This window comes from Thermoleptolyngbya sp. M55_K2018_002 (assembly GCF_015295965.1).
GTDB classification, from domain to species: domain Bacteria; phylum Cyanobacteriota; class Cyanobacteriia; order Elainellales; family Elainellaceae; genus Thermoleptolyngbya; species Thermoleptolyngbya sichuanensis.
The window spans coordinates 1-18,635 of sequence record NZ_DVEA01000256.1 but is presented as its reverse complement, the minus strand read 5'-3'; the positions used below and the strand labels follow the sequence as shown (position 1 = coordinate 18,635).

The following is an 18,635-nucleotide window of genomic DNA, read 5'->3' as shown; positions in this document are numbered from 1 at the left end:
GCCGCCTGCCTGCCCTGGCTGGGCCTGCTGCGCCTGCGCCGTTTCCGAGGGAATGCGGCATCCGGCGATCGCCACTAGCCCCACCAGAGAACAGGCGAGAAACAGGGCAAGGTTTGAACCGCGAGGCGGACGACCGCCCTCCACAGGCTGACGATTCCAGAGAGATGAGAGAGAGCGCAGCATAAATATCAAGTTTGGGGACAATCAAGTTTGAGGACAGGACTTGAGGGCAAAGTAGCTGGAGGCTAACAGCGAATCTGAATCTTCTAGAGATTTGAAAGACCTGAAAGACTTGAGGGAGGCGCTTTGCCAAACAGGGGCGGCCAGACACGAAACCCAGGCACAGAATTCCGGCTGGAGACTGCTGCGGAAGTCAGCGACGAGTCAGGGTTGGCGGAAGACCAGCGCTGGGTGCGAATTGGGCGCGAATTGGGCGTGAAGTTGGCGAATCACGGGCGGCTTGCAGAAAAAGCCTGAGCCGTGCAAACCCGGCGCATCAGGGGGCGTGGGGTGCGGGCGATCGCCTTCCGGCAATCGTTACGCTTTGTAAACCTCGCCCTTACCATAGTATTAACTGCCCCATCATACCTGGGCAATCTACCTCTAGAGATATAGGAAGACCCGGCAACCCAGTCTGGGCGTGACTATTTTCCTATTGACCCGGATCTTCCCCCAAACTCACAGGCCTGTGGAACGAGGGCTTGGGCAGCGCGTTGCAGCGGCAACAGCAGGCACAGCGGCAGGTTGAAGCGGTTGAGGGGATAGGGCTGGTCGGCAGAGTCTCCCGGGCCGTGATAGTCGCTGCCGCCCGTTTTCAGCAGCGAATGGCGATCGCACAGGGCTGCCAATCGCTCAATTTGACCAGGCGTATGGGACGGGTGATACACCTCCAAACCCATGAGTCCTGCATCCAGCAGCGCCGTCAGCGTCTCTTCTAGCGGCCCCCCACGAAACAGATGAGGATGCGCCCACACGGGCACTGCGCCGCACTCGCGCAGCAGACGCACTCCGTCCGTCGCCAAAAACTTTTCGTATTGCACATAGGCAGGGCCGTCGTCCCCCAGAAACCGCTCAAAGGCTTCCTGCGCTGTTTGCACATAGCCTGCATCCACCAGCGCTTTGGCGATGTGGGGCCGGCCGGGAGCCATGCCCACACCCAGCTTCGGCATTTCAACCGGACAGCCCAAGGCCGCTAGCTTGTCGAGGATTTGCTGGGCGCGGCGTTTGCGGCCGGCGATGTGGTCTTGCAGCACGGGCGCAAGCTGGGCAGGGTTGGGATAAAAGCCCAGCAGGTGCAAAGAGCGATCGCCCCAAACGGTACTCAGTTCTACGCCAGGGACGATTTCGAGAGCATGGTCTAAAGCCCACTGGTGGGCAGCGGCGATCGCCTCCTCCCAGCCCGCCAGCGTGTCGTGGTCGGTAATTGCCAGCGCCCGCACGCCCGCTGTCACCGCTGCCTGCACCAGTTCCGCTGGGGTCAGCGTTCCGTCGGAATAGGTGGTGTGGCAGTGCAGTTCCAGCATGGCGATTGGGCAGAAGGACTCCCGTGGCTTAGCTCAGCACCCAGTTCACCAGTGTCCGCACTGCGAAGCCTGTGCCGCCCGCATTGTTATAGCCACTGTCTTTGTCGATCCACACGGGGCCGGCCACGTCCAGATGCGCCCAGGGCGTGTCTTTCACAAACTGCTTCAGGAAGAGCGCCGCCGTGATCGCGCCGCCTGCGCGTGGGCCCGTGTTTTTCATGTCGGCCACCACCGACTTCATGCCGTCGAAGTATTTTTCCTCCAGTGGCATCCGCCAGAACTTTTCGCCTGCGGGTTCTGCCGCCGCCAGGATAGCCGCCGCCAGTTCGTCACTAGGACTCCACAGGCCGGCCATGTCTTCGCCCAGCGCCACAATGCACGCGCCCGTTAGCGTCGCCAGATCGACGATCGCATCCACGCCCAGCTTTTCGGCAAACACCAGCGCATCCGCCAGCGTCAGCCGTCCTTCGGCATCGGTGTTGTTGATTTCAATCGTCTTGCCATTAGAGGCGGTGAGGATATCGCCGGGGTGCATGGCGTGGCCGCTGATCATGTTTTCCGTGACGGCGCTGATGAAGTGGACTTCTACATCCGGCTGAATCTGGGCGATCGCCTTGGCCGCGCCAAAGGTGGCCGCCGCGCCGCCCATGTCGGTCTTCATCATCTCGATGCCGCTGCCTGCGCCCTTGATGTTTAGCCCGCCGCTGTCAAAGGTGAGTCCCTTGCCAACGATGGCCAGCTTCTTGCGGGGCGTGCCTGCGGGCCGGTAGGTCATGTGGATAAACTTGGGCGGCAGGTCAGACGCTTTGGCCACGCCCAAAAACGCGCCCATGCCGAGTTTTTCGCACTCGGCCTGCTCCAGAATTTCGATCTCCAGCCCATATTCGCGGGCGATCGCCTCTGCCGTTTCCGCCATCGTAATCGGCGTGACGATATTGGCCGGAGCGCTCACCAGTTCCCGCGCCAGGATTACACCCAGCGAAATCTGACGGGCCCGGGTCAGCGCAGCGTCCTGCCCTTCTAGCCCCAGCAGGTCTACTCGCTCTAGCGGGGGCGCTTTTTTGTCATCCTCGCCCGATTTGAAGCGGCTATCCTGATGCAGGGTGAGTTCAATTCCTTCGGCGATCGCCTGTGCCGTTGCGCTGGCATCCTGGTTCCACAGCGGCAGACTCAGGCCCAGCGTCTTTGCCTTTTCGCGCTTGGCCAACCGCGCTACCGCCGCCGCAGCCCGCCGCAGCCCGTCCAGCGTCAGGTTTTCTGCCTTGCCCAGCCCCACCACGCCAACTTTTCGCACCGGACTGTTTGACCCGACGCGGGCTGCCGCGCTGTTCTCTGGCTTGCCCTTAAACTCGACTTCGGCAATGAGTTCTTGCAGCGTGCCGGCCAGTTTTTCGTCCAGCGCTGCCAGGTCGCCGCCCAGGTCTATGCCGTCTTCAAACAGACCCACCACCAGCAGATCGCCCGACCAGTCTAGTAGTGACGTATTAATCCCTCGCAGCTCCATCGTGTCCTACTTTTTGAGTTGTTCTAAGATTTCTTTCCAGTATTGCGTAATTTGTAGGCGATAGCTTGGGAAATTGGGGAGAAGGGTAGGGGGGATGGACGGGAAAACGAAAAATGAAGAACGAAGAACGAAGAACGAAAAACAGAATCTCTTCTTTCTTCCCTCTTCCCTCTTCCCTCTTCGTTCTTCTCTCTTCCCTCTTCCCTCTCACCCTGTTTCCCTCACCGTCGCCAAAATCGCCTGGGCGACCTGCTTGCTGTTCCAATAGCTGCCGTGGGCGCTTCCGCCGTTTGCCAGGGAGAGGAAGGTGCTTTTGAAAGGACTGGCGACCCACTCCATTGGGCCGCCGCCGCTGGTTAGCACGTCTTGAATGTTCAAGTAGTCTGCTTTTGCCCCCTGGGGTGCGAGCAGTTGCGGGATCACGGTAGCCAGTGGATAGGCAATCGGGTCGCCAGGGTGGGCGTAGTTTTTCCAGGGGAGGGGACGCTGGCGCTGCTGATAGAGCGCAGCCAGAAACTTCTCCAGTCCTAGCGTGATGTCGTGGGTAAATACAGTTCGGGTTTCCTGAATCGTGAGCGTCGCAGGGGCCATCTCCTCGCGCTTGAGGTTGATCAGGTTGGCCAGGGCAATGGGGGAACCCATCGTGTGGATGCTGGCGATGGGAATGCCGTCGTCCAGGTTGGGTTCCACGCCAAAGAGCGCACTGCGAATGGTTTGCACGTCTTGATAGCCAGGGATTTTGGGGTCGTCCCAGCGGCCGGCGAAGAGGATGTCGAACAGGATGACCGTGCCCCAACTGTGGGTGATGAGGTGGAGGCGATCGCCCGTCTGTCGATTTGCCAGGAATTGCAGCGACTGGGCTAGCAGCAGCTTGGCCACCTCCGAGCCGATGTAGCGGCTGATGTAGAGGGCCGCGTCGCCCATGAAGGGAATAATCCGCGTTTCGCGGAAGTCTCGGAACCAGAATTTCGACCAGTCGGGCGATCGCGCAAACAGGTCTTTTAGCTCGTCCTCCGCCTGCTTCATCAGGCTATACCATTGCAACTCCTGCATTTTGAGCGTAAGGGGGCTGGCAGCCGCCTGGTTGAGCCGGGTGATCTGGTGAATCAGGGGTTCCGCGTAGTTGGCGCTGTCTGCATCGGCCCGCTGGGGGCGAACGTTCACGCCATGCACAAACAGCAGATAGTCGGTGGCCATGGGGCAAGCCTCCCGCCCAAGAACGCTCCCAACCTAGCACAGCCGCTTTGCAGCGTTGCTGAATATTGCAAAGGATTCACAGAATTTCTAGCTCAGAGGATAAATAGGGGGTAGGGATCAGGGGTCGGGGATCAGGGGTCGGAGGCTGCGATAAATTGCTGAATCTGGGCCCAGACGCGCTCGACCAGTTCTGGATCTTCGGTGTCGAACCAGTGGATGGACGGATCAGCGCGAAACCAGGTGCGCTGGCGTTTGGCAAACTGGCGCGTGTGCAGGGCGGTGAGGGCGATCGCCTCCGCCAGCGACACCTCACCCGCCAAATATTGCCGCATTTCCCGATAGCCCAGCGTATCCAGCAGCGGCAACTCCGCGCCGTATTTCGCCACTAGACCCGCCACTTCGTCTACAAAGCCCTGGTTCACCATCTGCACGGTACGTTTTTGGATGCGCTGCATCAGCGGGTCGGGATCGCCCTTGGCTGCGGGAGCCAGACAGTCCAGCCCGATTTGCAAAATGGGGTAGGCGGGTGGCTGTTCGCCCTGCTGCGCCGACATGGGGCGACCCGTGACATAAAACACTTCGAGCGATCGCAGCGTCCGCACCTGATCATGGGGGTGAATCTTATGGGCAGATGCCGGGTCTACCTGCTTCAGCAGGTCATAGCAGAAGGGCTGCCCCAGCCTAGTCAACTGTGATCGCAAATCTGGCTGGGGAGCTACCTGGGGAATGCGAAGACCCCGCGTGATGGCGCGGATATAGAGGCCCGTGCCGCCCACCAGAAAGGGGATTGAGGCGCTGGGGGCAGGTTCTCCAGCGCTCCGAATCTCTGACACGCTGATGGTTTTTTGCCCGCGATGGCAGGCTTCAATCAACTCGGTGGCTTGCCGCTGATACTCGGCGACCGTGAGCGTGTGCGTGGGGTCACAAATATCTAATAAATAGTGCGGAACTTGCTGCTGTTCTTGAGAAGAAGGTTTTGCAGTGCCGATATCAAATTCGCGATACACTTGGCGGGAGTCAGCGTTGAGAATTGCGCCGTTGAGCCGAGGCGCTAGATTTAGCGCCAGACCCGACTTTCCGGTGGCTGTGGGCCCACAGATTACGATTAAAATGGGGAAAGGCGGATTTAGTACAGGAGTATTATAATGCAAGATGGGAAGTTGGGAATGCAGCAGGCTGAAAATAAATGATGGTAAACCTTCTGGCTAGATTTGGAGAGTGATTTCGATGGTGCAATCGCGATCAGGGCGATCGCCCCTCAGCCATCTCAGCCACGGGGTTCTGAAGCACTGTTCAATTCAGACAAATCGTTCAATGCAGACAAATTACAGACAGCACTAAGGACATCCAAAGAAGCATCGAAGAAGCCTAAAAAGGAAATCTGGATTGCCGAGTCAAACCTTGCCCCTGTCGCCCCTAGAAGCGCATCTAAGCCTTTTGTGCTATAATTTTGGATAGATTTGGTGTTTCTGTGTTTGGTTGAGCTTTGAAGTCAATTTATTGGGCGATCGCCACAGTCAGGCAATCCCTATTTTAGACCAGCGCGTCTTAGACCTGTTCACCGGAAGCGGCACACCCGCCCAATCAGCAGATCATCAGTGAACTGTTCAGTGAACGATTAGGAATCTGTCAGTAAACCATCAGGAAGCCTGCTCGATTCAGTTCATTACCTGCTCAATCTATAAATTCTCTCTAGAAATTTTCTCTAGGTTTCTCTATTAAGCTAACGTTTGGAGCGCTTCATCCATGACGACCAACTACGATGCCGAACAAATTCAAGTCCTGGAGGGCTTGGAAGCCGTTCGCAAGCGTCCGGGGATGTACATTGGTAGCACAGGGCCGCGGGGGCTGCATCACCTGGTCTACGAGGTGGTGGATAACTCGGTAGACGAAGCGCTGGCTGGCTATTGCAAACATATCCAGGTCACCCTCAACGCAGATGGATCAGTCACGGTAACTGACGACGGCCGGGGCATTCCTACAGGCATTCACCCGCGCACGGGCAAGTCGGCCCTGGAGACGGTGCTAACGATTCTGCACGCGGGCGGCAAGTTTGGCCAGGGCGGCTATAAAGTGTCGGGTGGTCTGCACGGCGTGGGCATTTCGGTGGTGAATGCGCTGTCGGAATGGGTAGAGGTCACGGTCTGGCGCGACAAGAAAGTGCATAAGATGCGCTTTGAGCGGGGTCTCACCAAAGGCGAGATGGACATTCAGCCTTACAAAGAGAACCGCACGGGCACGTCTGTCACCTTTATGCCTGATATTGCAATCTTTACCACGGGCATCGAGTTTGACTACAACACGCTGGCAGGTCGTCTGCGGGAGCTGGCGTATCTGAATGCGGGCGTAGAAATTACCTTTACCGACAATCGCCTGGAACTGCTGAAAAGCGACGAGCCGCGAGTCGAAACCTATCACTATGCGGGCGGCATTCGGGAATACGTGGAGTATATGAACCACGAAAAGCAGCCGCTCCACGAAGAGATTATCTACGTGCAGGGTGAGCGCAACAACGTAGAAGTGGAGGTGGCGCTGCAATGGTGCGTGGATGCGTATTCCGATAACCTGCTGGGCTTTGCTAACAATATCCGCACGGTAGACGGCGGGACGCACCTAGAGGGGCTAAAGGCAGTGCTGACGCGGACGATGAATGCGATCGCCCGCAAGCGCAACAAGCTGAAAGAATCCGACTCTAATCTAGCGGGTGAAAATGTCCGCGAGGGCTTGACGGCCGTGATCTCTGTCAAAGTGCCTGACCCTGAGTTTGAAGGACAGACAAAAACCAAGCTGGGCAATACCGAAGTGCGCGGCATTGTGGATACGCTGGTGGGCGAGGCCCTGAGCGAATACCTCGACTTTCGCCCCAACGTAGCCGACGCGATTCTCGAAAAAGCAATCCAGGCCTTCAACGCGGCAGAGGCAGCGCGGCGGGCAAGGGAACTGGTGCGCCGCAAGTCAGTGCTGGAATCTTCCACCTTGCCGGGTAAGTTAGCAGACTGTAGCTCTCGCGATCCGGGCGAGTCAGAAATTTTCATTGTGGAAGGCGACTCGGCGGGCGGCTCAGCCAAGCAAGGGCGCGATCGCCGCTTTCAGGCCATCCTGCCGCTGCGCGGTAAGATCCTCAATATTGAAAAAACGGACGATGCCAAGATCTACAAAAACACGGAGATTCAGGCGCTAATCACGGCGCTGGGTCTGGGCATCAAGGGCGAAGAGTTTGACGCATCGCAACTGCGCTATCACCGCATCATCATCATGACGGACGCAGATGTGGACGGCGCACACATCCGCACCCTGCTGCTCACGTTTTTCTATCGCTATCAGCGAGCAATGGTGGATCAAGGCTATGTCTACATCGCCTGCCCGCCGCTCTACAAGATCGAGCGCGGCCGCAACCACTACTACTGCTACAGCGATCGCGAACGGGATCAGCTCATCGCCAGTTTCCCCGAAAACGCCAAAGTGGAAACTCAGCGCTTCAAAGGTCTGGGCGAAATGATGCCGCAGCAGCTTTGGGACACCACCATGAACCCCGACAGCCGGACGCTCAAGCGCGTAGAAATTGAAGATGCTGCCGAAGCCGACCGCATCTTTACCGTGCTGATGGGTGATCGCGTGGCCCCCCGCCGCGAGTTCATTGAAACCTACGGCCCGAAGCTCAACCTTACCGACCTGGACATTTAGGTTTTTGGGACATTTGGGGTTTTGGCTTGCAGCTTATCTTTGGTGCTGTAGGGGCGACTCAGCACAGAGGTGGTCATCAGCTAATTCCTTTGTAAACGGTTCTCACTTAGTCTGTTCATGCTGTGGATGCTGTCAGAGATGGAGAAACGGCACAATGGCTGATGTGTGAGAAGGCGTATGACCGGCTGATTTTAGACTGGATGCTTCCTCGTATCAGCGGTCTGGCGCTTTGTCAGAGCTATCGGGCCGCAGGCGAACCTGCGCCAATTCTGATGATTACTGTCGGCTATACGACGGCTGATGAAGTGTTTGGTCTGGATGCAGCAGCCGATCCATAGCAAGTACCAAAACCAGCAAGCACTAAAACCGATATGGGCGGTACTGGACTCGAACCAGTGACATCCTGCTTGTAAGGCAGGCGCTCTACCAACTGAGCTAACCGCCCGACGAAAGCGCTGCAATGCAGCATTACCTCATCGACTATGAGAGTCGATTATAGCAGAATTCGCAACACCTGCTAGGATTCATAACAGTATTTCTGTTCTGCAACTCTGGCAAACGCCATGCCGTCGGGCCGTACACACGATCGCATTACCCTCTGGACCCTGCCTGTGGTGGGCGGGCTGGCGCTGGGGCTGACGCGCAGCAGCAGCCTGACGCTGATTGTGTGCGCGGGTTTTTTGGTGGGCGGGCTGCTGTTTGGGCCCGATTTGGATATTCACTCGGTACAGTTCAAGCGCTGGGGCTGGTTTCGATGGATTTGGATTCCCTACCGGGGCAGCCTAAAGCATCGCTCGCCCCTCTCGCACGCGCCCATCACTGGAACCGTTGTGCGGATTCTGTATCTCCTGGCATGGGTAGGGGCGGCCAGCTTTTTCGGACTGGCGCTGCTGAATCAAATCTGGCAGCTTGGCTGGACGTGGGGCGACATTGGTGGCGTGATGGGGCGATCGCTCCAAACACACGCCTGGGCCTGGCTGGCGTTTTGCGGCGGGCTGGAGTTGGGAGCGCTCAGCCACTACGCCGCCGACTATTTCGTGTCCAGCAGCAAGCGGTTTAAGACGCAGGGCTGGCGGGCGTTTTTGCCCAAGACACCGAAATCTAGGAAATCGAAACAACGCACGACCCGTTCCCGAAAACGGCGATCCTGAGCTTATGGCTTTGTCAGCTTATGGCTTTGCCCGGAGCAGCTTGCGATAAGCTGCCACATGCAGGTGAGCAGAGCGCTCCCAAGTATAGTGCTGGAGAATGGGCTGACTGGCCCGGACGAGGCGCTGGGCAACGGCGGGTTGGCTGAGTTCTAGCATCCCCTGGGCGATCGCCCCCACATCTTCTGGGTCAACCAGCACCGCCTGTCCAGTGGTGAGAAATTCGGTAAAGGGCGGACGGTTTGCCGTGAGGACGGGCAGCCCAGCGGCGATCGCCTCCAGCACGACTAAACCCCAGCCTTCTTTGGTGGAAGGAAACACAAACGCATTGGCGCTGCGGTAGAGGGCGGGTAGGTCTGCATCTGAAACCACACCGGGCAAGACGAGCGATCGCCCAATTTCGATTTCCAACGCCTGCACCCGCGCAAAGAAATCATCTCGATAGGACTGATAGTCAAACAGCGTCGCACCGCCCGCAATCACGAGTTGCGCTTGGGGCTGATCAGATAAAACCTGAGCAAAGGCCTTGAGTAAGAGAATAGAATTCTTGCGGGGTTCGATGCCGCCGACGGTTAGGTAGATGGGGGAGCCGTATAGCCCAAAGGTTTGCTGGATCTGAGCTTGGCGAACCGTGGAAACGGGAGAAAAGCGATCGCCCTTCACGCCATTGATCACGCGATCGGGACGGATCTGATACTGTTGCTGAACCGCTTGCTGCCAATGCTGGCTGACGCAGAGACACAGATCGGGACGGTCAATGGAGCGATCCTGACATTCCCGCAGGTATGGACTGTTGTATGCCTCGACATGGTGAACAGTTCGCACGACGGAGGGAATCTTGCCCTGATCTCGCAGGAGAATGAGCGCATTTGCAGTGATGCAGTCCTGGGCGTGATATATGTCATACGAACCATCCTGAAGAGGGTCATTGTCCAAAAAAATCACAACTTCTTGAATACGCTGGCGAATCAAGTCATCCACGCCTCCTTGCACAGGCAGAGCAGGAATCAGATGATAGGAACAGGATAGGTCTCGACCAAACCCTTGACCCTCTTTATCCAGCGCGTAGACACAAACGATATGCCCCTGCTGATGCAGCGCCTCTGCCAGTTCCAGCGTGTGGATAACGCTGCCTCTGGGGCGAGTGGAATAGGTGAACAGGGCAATTCGCAGGGGGCGATCGCGGTGAATCATGGAGGCGAGAATCCGGTGAGGGGCTGCTGGGCAAAATCCCAGAAAGTAACGGATTCTCCCTGAGAACGCAGAACGAGTTGCGTCGTGGGCTGAATTTCGCCAATGATTTGACACGCTAGATGGCGATCGCCAAACTGCCGCTGCACGGTTTCGACTTGCTCCGGCCGCACGCTGAGTAAGAATCCGTAGCTAGGAAAGCACGTCAGCCACCAGTCCAGCGCAATGTTACGGGGTGGCACAATGGCATCCAGGTCGATTGCCGCGCCGCAGCCGGAGGTTTCCAGCAGCATTAGCGCAGTGCCGATCACGCCGCCGTTGCTGATGTCTTTGGCCGTGTCGCAGAGGCCCGCTTCGGCAAGCTGGGGCAGCAGTTCCAGATCGGCGCGGAGGCGGGCGGGGTCGGCATCAGTGCTGGCGTTCCAGAAGGGATGGCGGGGATGGGCTTTGCCGCGCTGATCCACGACCATCAAGAGGCGATCGCCCGGTGTTGCCGAAAAGCTGGTTAGCAGGACGTGCGATCGCCCCAAAATCGCCACGCCAAGGGCGTTGTAAACACTGTGGCAGTTGGTGTGTCCGCCGACGATGGGAACCTGATACGCGGCGGCGGCCGCCTTCATGCCGTCGATCAGCGGCTGGCTGCGCTCGGCAGACTGGCTCCAGAGCGTGTCTACCACGGCGATCGGGCGGCCGCCCATCGAGTACACATCGCTGACGTTCACCATAACCGCAGACCAGCCCGCAAACCAGGGGTCGTTTTCCACAAAAAACGGCATCATGCCCTCCGCCGCCAGCAGCAGATAGCCGTCGCCATCGGGAATCGCGGCGCAGTCGTCACCCAGGAGAATATGGGGTGCATCCAGACGAAACGAATGGGCGATCGCCTGGATGTCTTGCTTGTGCAAAATGCCCAGGGATTCTCTCAGCTTTTTCACTCGCGTTTGAAACTGTCCTGTTGGAAACTGTCCTGCCTCGCTCACGCGCCTAGCTCGCCCGCTCGTACTGCACCGTGCTGTAGAGATTGTAGGGCATTGCAGGCCGCACCTCGGTTCCGGCCGGGTAATGGTGCAAATCAGCCTCCATGAGATGGTGGGGGCGATCGCACAGGGTCAGTTCCTCCAGGGTTTGCCAGTGCAACCGCTGAAAGAAGCGCACGTTTTGCAGTTGCACCGTCGCCAAAAACCGATGGCAGCCCCAGGTGTTGGCAGTGGTGACAGCTTTGTAAATCAGCCCTTTGCCAATCTGCCAGCCGCGCCGATAGTCGGGATGTGTGCCCAGCCGCCCGCCATACCACAGCCCCGGTTCGGGTTCGTAGATGCGGACAATGCCGACGACTTGATCCGTTGCATTTTCAATCGCAATGATGGGATAGGCGATATCGTCAATGCTATCTACGTCGCTATCCTGAAACAAGCCCTGCTCCGTGCAAAAGATCATGCGGCGCAGGTTGAAATATTCGTTCACTTCATGGGGCGATCGCGCCAGTTCAAAGTGATATCGACTACCGTCCATACTGCGTTCCTGGGGATGTGATTTTGGAGTTTGGATTTTAGATTTTGGATTTTAGATTTTGGGTGTCGCTTGATGTGGGAATGTGATGTGTGAGTGCTGTTTACTCGAAGGGGGTTACGCGACGGTGAACAGGGGGTTACTCGAAGGTGGACAGTGCTGAGCAAGCGCCACACTTTCCACATCCGGCCTTCATGTCGCGGGAGGACAATCCGGCTTGCCGCAGCAGTGCGCCGACCCGCTGATAGACCGCCATCATGAATTCGCTGCTGGGTGCAGGATGTTGAGCCAGCGGCGTTCCGGTAATCGGCACAAACGGCACAACGAACGGGTATACGCCAAGCTGGATGAGGCGATCGCACCCCTGCACCAACGCTTCTACGGTGTCGCCCAGTCCTGCCAGCAGATAGGTGCTGACCTGCCCTCGACCAAACACCTGAATCGCCGCTTCAAACGCCCGGAAGTAATAGTCCACGGGCACGTCTGCTTTTCCGGGCATAATGCGGGCGCGAACCTCCGGCGTAATCGCCTCCAGGTGCATTCCCAGGCTATCTACGCCCGCTGCGTGCAGCTTGGCAAACCAGGCAAAGTTGTCTGGCGGTTCGCACTGGGCTTGAATCGGCAAATCCACCCGCTGCTTTACCGCCCGCGCACACTCCGCCAGGTACGCCGCGCCGCGATCGCCCGTGTTGGGTGTGCCCGTCGTCATCACCATGTGACGCACGCCGTCTAAGCGCACGGCCGCTTCGGCCACTTCGGCAAGCTGGGCGGGCGTTTTGCGGGCGATGGTGCGGCCAGCCTCTAGCGACTTTTCAATGGCGCAAAACTGGCAAACGGTGGATTCGTCTCGATAGCGGCGACAGGTTTGCAGCACCGTCGTCGCCAGCACGTCGTGACTGTGCAGCAGGGCAATTTTCCAGTAGGGAATGCCGTCGGCGGTGGATAGCCCGTAAAACTTGGGCTGTTGGGGAAAATGCAGCGGGGCGATCGCCTCGCCATCCACACGCAGCAGGGGCAAGTCGGCGGGGTCGTCCAGAGACACAGAGAAGGGCGATCGCGCCGCCGTGTCCGTAAACACAGGCACCATTACGGTCGTGCCGTCCACGGTCACCGCCTTATGATCCGACGGACCCGCGCCGCCTCTGCGCCCCGATGCCCCAACTCGGTCTTCAACCAGCTTCAGACCCTGAGACTGAAGCGCCGTAATCAACTGCTGTTTGTTCATGAATCCTATGGTTCGTCGTGAAAGAGCCAGCCTCGGCAGACAGCGGATTGGGCAGCGCCGATGCCGCGCCGTGATTATCCTGCATGACTGACCAAGCGCTGGCGTTGAGATGGAGTTGCAGCAGGTCGGGGCGAGCATAATGGCCCACCGAGTCCATCATTCGCTTGCGCTTGGTGATGAGGGAGAAGTCTAAATCGGCGATCGCCATCCCTTCACCTTCGGTAATCGGCGCACACAGCGGTACGCCTTCGGGACTGATAATTGCCGTGTAGCAGCCGCCCGTCAGCACCTTTTGCAGCTTTTCGTCGGGCGTGATTTGGGCGATTTGCTCCGGCGACAGCCAGCCCGTTGCGTTCACCACAAAGCAGCCCGCCTCCAGCGCATGGTGGCGAATTGTGACCTCCATCTGGTCAGCAAAGATTTGCCCCACCATCGAGCCGGGAAACTGGGCACAGTGGATCTGCTCGTGCTGCGCCATCAGAGCGTACCGCGCCAGGGGATTGTAATGTTCCCAACAGGCCAGCGCCCCCAGGCGACCCATTGCCGTCTCCAGCACCGTCAGCCCTGCGCCGTCGCCCTGCCCCCACACCATCCGCTCGTGATAGGTCGGCGTAATCTTGCGCCGCTTCAGCAGCAAGGTTCCGTCTGCATCAAACACCAACTGCGTGTTGTACAGCGAACCGCCGTCGCGCTCGTTGACCCCCAACACCACCACAATGCCGTAGGAGCGGGCAGCCCGGCTAACGGCATCCGTGACGGGGCCGGGCACGAGGACTGCCTCTTCGTACAGCCGCATGTGTTCCTTGCCCATCAGCACGGGCGGCTGCACAAAGGAAAAGTAGGGGTAATACGGAACGAAGGTTTCAGGAAAGACAACCAGTTGGGCCCCCGCCTGAGCGGCCTGGGCGATCGCCTGCAACACCTTCTCTGTTGTGCCTTCCCGACTGAATAAAACCGGACTGATTTGAACCGCTGCCGCTCGAACCGTGCGGGAATAATCCATCACTGTTCACCTCGTTTAATTGCTGCAAGAAGGCAGGAGCGCTGCACAATACTCAATCAGCGCTACGGAACGTCCCACTTGAAAACCCGGCGCAGCCAGGCAATGCTCTGCGCCGCTTCTGAAACCGTTCGGCAAACCCCGCTGCGGACGGCGTGGGTGCAAACTCAAACTCCAGGCAAGGACTCCAGGCAAGGAATCGCCCGCCAAAAACTGGGAGCATCCGGGCGATCGCCCCCCTCACCCATCCACAGCCGAAAGCTGCCGGAAGATGAAACGCCGCCTTGAGGGCGATCGCCCCAAAGCAGCCGATCTGGTTCCCGCTTGCCCCCCTTTGAGAAGAGGGAACCAGAAAGCTTGAAGAAGCCTACGGAAGCTTAGAGGTGAGGCGTTAGACAGCAGGCGACCTTAAGTTACCCAATCCGACCCAGCCCCTAACCTCCGATCCTGAATCCTCCCGAAGCCTAGAGCGTCCAGGTGTCCAGAATAAACGCGCCATCCTTGCGGTGCAGCAAGATCAAGTCCAGCACGTCAAGCGGGCTGATGGGGCGAATGCCGGGAATCAGCGACGGCTCGCCGTGTCCGTAGAGCGCTTGGAGAGCAAAGCGGCAGGCGTAGACTTTACCGCCTTCGGCCATAAACTTGCTGAGCTGGTTGTTGAAATTTTGATGACCGGGAAACGCTTCATCGCCAATCTTGGGAAAGCCGCGCTGGATGCCCAGCGTCACGCCCGGCCCATAGAGCAGCACGGAGGTTTCAAACCCTTTCCGCAATAGCCGCAGCGCTTGCAGCAGGTTCACCAAGCCAATCGAGCCTTCAAAGGCGACCGTGTGGAAGGTGATGAGTGCTTTCTCCCCCGGATCAGCTTTGACATCGGGAAATACCTTTTCCTCAAAATCAACAAAATAGTCCCCCGGCTGATGGGCAGGTGTTGTCACTTCGGGCATACGTTCCTCCTTAGAAAACGGTGAAAGACTGAAAACGGTGAAAGCTTAACGGTGAAAGCTTAACGGTGAAAGCTTGACAATGACTGACGATGCTAGTGTGCGGCACAACTTGAGATGCGTGGGAGAGGGGTGTGACGCAATCTACAATCCTCAAATGCTCATGAATGCTCAGGTGACGCTCAGGCAAAGTCTGGGACGCAGTGGAGTGACCCGTTGCAGCGCAGAAAAACGATGCAGGAAAAAACATGAAGAATCCATACTCGCCGGATGCACAGGAACCCAATGGCGATCGCCTCACTGTTGAGCAATTGACTCAAAACTTTGCTAACAACCAGGCACTTGACTTGTCACGTTACGGGGTTTCGGCAAGAGCAGTTTGTATCTCTTCATACAAAGCATCCAGGACTATCCATACAGGTAGTACGAAAAATTTTGCTACCAGGCTTTATTTGCTTTTGCGAAAGCACCTAGCGATTTAGACAGGTGATTGGGGAGGGGAAAAGTCTACCTGGCCCTAAATTCAAGAGCCGAACGCCGCCACATTCATGTAGCTGGGCGGGCTGGCTTGCGTGATTTTGTAGCGAGATAGGATATGTTCTGACAGGTATTGGGCATCGCGGGCTATGCCAGAGAAGCGCCCCGAACCCCAGGTGTAGAGCCACGGCAGCCCTAGAAAATACAGCCCTCGCGCACCCGCCACAATGCCCCGCTCGTGACCGGGATAGCCTTTGCCGTCGAAGATGGGAATGTCAATCCAGCTAAAGTCGGAGAGGTAGCCCGTACACCAGATGACGGACGTGATGTTTGCGGCTTCCAGATCGAGGGTCAGCGGTTCATCGCTGGGTTCCCAGACGGGGCGAAAGGGCGGATCAACGGGCGCGTCGATGCCGTTTTTCTCAATGTAGCCGTCGATGGTTTTCTTGATGCTTTCGGCAACTTCATCGGCGTGATCCAGGTTTTGCTTGAGGTCGTCCCAGAAATAGAGCAGGCGATTTTCCTGCGGAAACGCTTCGCGATCGCCCACCTGCTTGAGCCGCCCGTGTAGCCGCATTCCTTCCAGGGCAAACTGGCGCAGGTCGATTTCGCGGCCGCCATCGCGCCCAGTAACGTAGTGGTTGGCTTTGTGGCGCACGGCTTCTTTTTGCGGATGCTGATCGACGGGCAGATCGTAGTAGCCCATTTCGTGCAGCCAGTCCACCACGTCTTTGCCACGATAGCGACGGGGCGATCGCGGCGCACCGCCCACGCAGAGGTGTACCTGCCGCCCTGCCAAGTGCAGGTCTTCGGCAATCTGGCAGCCAGACTGGCCCGTGCCCACCACCAGCACCGCGCCGTTGGGCAGTCGCTCTGGGTTGCGATATTGCGACGAGTGCAGTTGTTGAATCGAGGCAGGGAGTTGCTGGGCGATCGCCGGAATTTTGGGCTTATGATATCCCCCCGTGGCCACGACGACCTGATCGGCGGTGTAGTCGCCGTAGGTGGTGCTGAGGAAGAAGCGATCGCCCTCTTTTCGCAGGTGGCGCACCTCGATGCCTTCCAGGACAGGCGGATCAAACGCGGCGGCATAGGCTTCGATGTATTGCACGATCTCGTCTTTGACCATGAAGCCGTTGGGGTCATCACCCGCGTAGGGAAACCCCGGTAGCTGACACTGCCAGTTGGGCGTAACCAGGCAAAACGAATCCCAGCGATATTCCCGCCAGGAATGGCCGATTTTGTGCTTTTCAAAGACGAGATGGGCGATGCCCCGCTGCTTCAGGCAATAGCTCATGGACAATCCAGCCTGGCCGCCCCCCACCACAATGACGGGATAGTGCTGTTCCAAAACGTACCTCCGGTTTGCCGAACCCTGGGATTGAAAGAAACCTGCTGATCGTCAGGTTAGGAGGTTGCAAATAGGAAAAATTGTGCGCTTGGCTACGATGCACCCTAGTCTCACCATAAAGGCAGCCGGGGCAGATGGGAAGGCGATCGCCCCCAGGTTTTTTCCAGTGCTTTTGAAGATTACCTAACAAAATCAACAGGCATTCTGGCTTTGTTCGCGTTCGTCCTGCCCCAAAGTCGTTACCTTAATTTAAGGCCCTTACCCGGTTTGATCCCCAGATCGGACAATGGAAAGAGTAAAAGCCCGTCAAGCCCCCGCTCAAATCCCAAATCCTTGATGTGCAGCTTTTCCAGTCTGCCCTCACCCTAAATCTTTCTCCCAGAGCGGGAGAGGGACTTCCGAGCCGGACGGCTCCCCTCCTCCCCGCTTGGGAGAAGGGGCTGGGGGATGAGGGTGTTCTTTAGCCGCACACCGCCTTCACACCAAACTTATTAGGAGTGTTTACCTGTGGTAAGCAATATTGCCCAAACCCAATACGAACCCAAGACCCAGGCGATCGCCCGCCAACTGCTCAGCGCCACGCGGGAAAACCGCTCCTTTTTTGCCCAGATGCGCGACCAGATGAACATGAGCGAAAAACTGCTGGGCTGGACGATGGGCAACCCAGGGCTGCGGGTGCAGTTGTTTCACTTCATCGACGCGCTGCCCGCCCTGCAAAGCAAACCCGAAATTGCCCGCCATCTCCAGGAATATCTCAGCAAGGAAAATGTGGAACTGCCCGCCGCGCTGAAGGGAATGCTGAACTTTGCCAGCCCCGATTCGATGCCTGGCCAGGTGGCCGCGACGACCGTTTCCACCGCCGTTGAAACCCTCGCCCACAAGTACATTTCTGGCGAAACCATTAAACAGGTGATCAAAACCCTGGAGCAGCTTCGCAAAGAAAAAATGTGCTTTACCGTGGATCTGCTGGGCGAGGCGGTAATCACGGAGGTCGAAGCGCAGTCGTACCTCGATCGCTACCTGGAACTGATGACGGAACTGACGGCGGCATCCCAGTCCTGGCCCACGATTCCGCAAATTGACGAAGCCGATGGCGAACCTCTGCCCAAGGTGCAGGTGTCGGTGAAGCTGACGGCGTTTTATTCGCAGTTTGACCCGCTGGACGCAAAGGGCAGCCAGGAACAGGTGAGCGATCGCGCTCGTATCCTGCTGCGCCGCGCAAAGGAACTCGGTGCTGCCGTCCATTTCGACATGGAGCAATACGCCTACAAAGACCTGACGATTTCTATCCTCAAGCAAATTTTGATGGAGGAGGAGTTTCGCAGCCGCAGCGACATCGGCGTGACGCTCCAAGCCTACCTGAAGGACACCGAAGCCGACCTGAAGGGGCTGATCGAGTGGGCAAAAGAACGCGGCACGCCGATCACCATCCGCCTGGTGAAAGGGGCCTATTGGGATCAGGAAACCATCAAAGCCGCCCAGCACGGGTGGGATGTGCCCGTGTTTCAGCATAAGGAATCGACCGATGCCAACTTCGAGAAACTGACGCGCCTGCTGCTGGAAAATCACGAATATCTCTACGCCGCGATTGGTAGCCACAACGTGCGATCGCAGGCCCACGCAATGGCGATCGCCCAGGAACTCAACATCCCCCGCCGCCGCATCGAGTTTCAGGTGCTTTACGGCATGGGCGACAAGCTGGCCAAGGCAATGGTGAACCAGGGGCATCGCGTCCGGGTCTATTGTCCCTACGGCGACCTGATTCCCGGCATGGCCTACCTCATTCGCCGCCTGCTGGAAAATACCGCCAACACCTCCTTCCTGCGCCAAAACCTGGAGGAGCGCCCGGTGGAGGAGCTATTAGCCATTCCGCAAATGCGAG

The 18,635-nt window shown here is 57.9% G+C and carries 18 protein-coding genes and 1 tRNA gene; 6 read left to right on the top strand and 13 right to left on the bottom strand.

Features of this window, described 5'->3' with window-relative positions:
- Window positions 1-183: hypothetical protein (locus tag IGS51_RS12755; RefSeq protein WP_297078737.1), on the bottom strand; the 183-nt coding region annotated here is incomplete at its 3' end.
- A gap of 123 nt (window positions 184-306) precedes the next feature.
- Between IGS51_RS12755 and IGS51_RS12750 the strand changes: the two genes are divergently transcribed.
- Window positions 307-477: a hypothetical protein gene (locus IGS51_RS12750; protein ID WP_297078736.1), complete on the top strand. Its 171-nt coding sequence runs from the start codon at window positions 307-309 to the stop codon at window positions 475-477.
- A 167-nt stretch (window positions 478-644) separates the two neighbouring features.
- Here the strand turns inward: IGS51_RS12750 and IGS51_RS12745 are convergent, their stop codons facing one another.
- From IGS51_RS12745 to miaA, 4 genes are all read right to left on the bottom strand, one after another.
- Window positions 645-1,523 (bottom strand): PHP domain-containing protein, encoded by an 879-nt coding sequence (locus IGS51_RS12745; protein ID WP_297078735.1) that lies wholly within the window; start codon window positions 1,521-1,523, stop codon window positions 645-647.
- 28 nt (window positions 1,524-1,551) lie between these two features.
- Complete coding sequence (locus tag IGS51_RS12740) at window positions 1,552-3,027, bottom strand: leucyl aminopeptidase (protein ID WP_297078734.1); 1,476 nt, start codon at window positions 3,025-3,027, stop codon at window positions 1,552-1,554.
- 207 nt (window positions 3,028-3,234) lie between these two features.
- Window positions 3,235-4,224 (bottom strand): hypothetical protein, encoded by a 990-nt coding sequence (locus IGS51_RS12735; protein WP_297078733.1) that lies wholly within the window; start codon window positions 4,222-4,224, stop codon window positions 3,235-3,237.
- Window positions 4,225-4,355: 131 nt separating this feature from the next.
- Window positions 4,356-5,375, bottom strand: a complete 1,020-nt coding sequence (gene miaA, locus IGS51_RS12730) for a tRNA (adenosine(37)-N6)-dimethylallyltransferase MiaA (protein WP_297078732.1) — start codon at window positions 5,373-5,375, stop codon at window positions 4,356-4,358.
- A 595-nt stretch (window positions 5,376-5,970) separates the two neighbouring features.
- On the opposite strand from miaA, the gene gyrB reads away from it, so the two are divergent.
- Together gyrB and IGS51_RS12720 are read left to right on the top strand one after the other, a co-directional pair.
- A complete protein-coding gene (gene gyrB / locus IGS51_RS12725) occupies window positions 5,971-7,908 on the top strand; it encodes a DNA topoisomerase (ATP-hydrolyzing) subunit B (RefSeq protein ID WP_297078731.1) in 1,938 nt (645 codons plus the stop codon).
- Between the two features lie 122 nt (window positions 7,909-8,030).
- On the top strand, window positions 8,031-8,246 hold the full coding sequence (locus IGS51_RS12720; RefSeq protein WP_297078730.1) for a response regulator: 216 nt from the start codon (window positions 8,031-8,033) through the stop codon (window positions 8,244-8,246).
- 34 nt (window positions 8,247-8,280) lie between these two features.
- Here IGS51_RS12720 and IGS51_RS12715 read toward each other — a convergent pair.
- Window positions 8,281-8,353 (bottom strand) — tRNA-Val (locus IGS51_RS12715).
- Between the two features lie 118 nt (window positions 8,354-8,471).
- Here IGS51_RS12715 and IGS51_RS12710 point away from each other — a divergent pair.
- Window positions 8,472-9,059 (top strand): metal-binding protein, encoded by a 588-nt coding sequence (locus IGS51_RS12710; RefSeq protein WP_297078729.1) that lies wholly within the window; start codon window positions 8,472-8,474, stop codon window positions 9,057-9,059.
- 18 nt (window positions 9,060-9,077) lie between these two features.
- Here IGS51_RS12710 and IGS51_RS12705 read toward each other — a convergent pair whose 3' ends face one another.
- The 5 genes from IGS51_RS12705 to IGS51_RS12685 form a co-directional block, all read right to left on the bottom strand.
- Window positions 9,078-10,250 carry an MSMEG_0565 family glycosyltransferase gene (locus IGS51_RS12705; protein ID WP_297078728.1) on the bottom strand — a complete coding sequence of 391 codons (1,173 nt, stop codon included), beginning with the start codon at window positions 10,248-10,250 and terminating at the stop codon, window positions 9,078-9,080.
- Window positions 10,247-11,227: a sll0787 family AIR synthase-like protein gene (locus IGS51_RS12700; protein WP_297078727.1), complete on the bottom strand. Its 981-nt coding sequence runs from the start codon at window positions 11,225-11,227 to the stop codon at window positions 10,247-10,249. Before IGS51_RS12700 ends, IGS51_RS12705 begins: the two co-directional genes overlap by 4 nt.
- A gap of 4 nt (window positions 11,228-11,231) precedes the next feature.
- Entirely contained in the window at window positions 11,232-11,759 is a 528-nt protein-coding gene (locus IGS51_RS12695; RefSeq protein WP_297078726.1) for an MSMEG_0567/Sll0786 family nitrogen starvation N-acetyltransferase, read from the bottom strand.
- A gap of 136 nt (window positions 11,760-11,895) precedes the next feature.
- Window positions 11,896-12,981, bottom strand: a complete 1,086-nt coding sequence (locus IGS51_RS12690) for an MSMEG_0568 family radical SAM protein (RefSeq protein ID WP_297078725.1) — start codon at window positions 12,979-12,981, stop codon at window positions 11,896-11,898.
- Complete coding sequence (locus tag IGS51_RS12685; RefSeq protein WP_297078724.1) at window positions 12,926-13,984, bottom strand: Nit6803 family nitrilase; 1,059 nt, start codon at window positions 13,982-13,984, stop codon at window positions 12,926-12,928. Before IGS51_RS12685 ends, IGS51_RS12690 begins: the two co-directional genes overlap by 56 nt.
- A 78-nt stretch (window positions 13,985-14,062) precedes the next feature.
- On the opposite strand from IGS51_RS12685, the gene IGS51_RS12680 reads away from it, so the two are divergent.
- The gene (locus tag IGS51_RS12680; protein WP_297078723.1) at window positions 14,063-14,269 is read left to right on the top strand and encodes a hypothetical protein; all 207 of its coding nucleotides are present in this window, start codon (window positions 14,063-14,065) and stop codon (window positions 14,267-14,269) included.
- A gap of 176 nt (window positions 14,270-14,445) precedes the next feature.
- Here IGS51_RS12680 and IGS51_RS12675 read toward each other — a convergent pair whose 3' ends face one another.
- Together IGS51_RS12675 and IGS51_RS12670 are read right to left on the bottom strand one after the other, a co-directional pair.
- Window positions 14,446-14,928: an MSMEG_0572/Sll0783 family nitrogen starvation response protein gene (locus tag IGS51_RS12675; protein ID WP_172354494.1), complete on the bottom strand. Its 483-nt coding sequence runs from the start codon at window positions 14,926-14,928 to the stop codon at window positions 14,446-14,448.
- A gap of 520 nt (window positions 14,929-15,448) precedes the next feature.
- Window positions 15,449-16,753, bottom strand: a complete 1,305-nt coding sequence (locus IGS51_RS12670) for an MSMEG_0569 family flavin-dependent oxidoreductase (RefSeq protein WP_297078722.1) — start codon at window positions 16,751-16,753, stop codon at window positions 15,449-15,451.
- Between the two features lie 507 nt (window positions 16,754-17,260).
- Between IGS51_RS12670 and IGS51_RS12665 the strand changes: the two genes are divergently transcribed.
- Window positions 17,261-18,635, top strand: a 1,375-nt coding sequence (locus IGS51_RS12665; RefSeq protein ID WP_297078721.1) for a proline dehydrogenase family protein, incomplete at its 3' end; no start/stop codon positions are given.